The sequence below is a fragment of the Streptomyces sp. M2CJ-2 genome (assembly GCF_016757295.1).
GTDB lineage: Bacteria > Actinomycetota > Actinomycetes > Streptomycetales > Streptomycetaceae > Streptomyces.
On record NZ_JAESIF010000271.1, the window covers coordinates 1 to 724 of the forward strand.

The 724-nt window shown below is 72.2% G+C and carries 1 protein-coding gene; it reads right to left on the reverse strand.

The window, feature by feature from the left end:
• Positions 1-713, reverse strand: a 713-nt coding sequence (locus JL475_RS39260) for an acyltransferase domain-containing protein (RefSeq protein WP_307825336.1), incomplete at its 3' end; no start/stop codon positions are given.
• Positions 714-724 lie beyond the last annotated feature (11 nt).

Below are 724 nucleotides of genomic sequence, written 5' to 3' on the forward strand. Positions count from 1 at the left end.
CCGTTGACGGCGGCGATGTCCACGCCCGGGCCCAGGAGGGGGCGGACGTCCGCCTCGGCGGCGGTGACCGCCACCATCACGCCGCCGGTGGGCAGTTCCTGCATCAGCCGGCCGCGCGCACCGACCACCGCGCACGCGTCCTCCAACGACCACACACCCGCCACATGAGCCGCCGCCAGCTCACCGATCGAATGCCCCAACAGCACACCCGCCCGCACACCCCACGACTCCACCAACCGGAACAGCGCCACCTCCACCGCGAACAACGCACACTGCGCATACGCCGTCTGCCGCAGCACCTCCGCGTCCCCACCGAACAACACCTCACGCAACGGCACCTCGAGCTGAAGATCCAGCTCGTCCGCCACCGCGTCCAACGCCCCCGCGAACACCGGGAACGCCTCGTACAGCTCACGGCCCATCGCCAACCGCTGCGACCCCTGACCCGTGAACAAGACCGCCAGACGGCCCCCCACCGCCTCACCCGACACCACACCGGCGGCCGCACCACCCCCGGCCGCCACCCCCAGCAACCGCTCCGCCTCCACCACGTCCCCCGCCAGCACCACACAGCGCCGCTCCAGCGACGCCCGCGAGGACACCAGCGAGAAACCCACATCCACCAGACCCGCACCAGCGTCCAGCACACCCGCCAGACGCCCCGCCTGCGCCCGCACCGCCCCCTCACTCTTCGCCGACCACACCAACGGCACCAACCCACCCG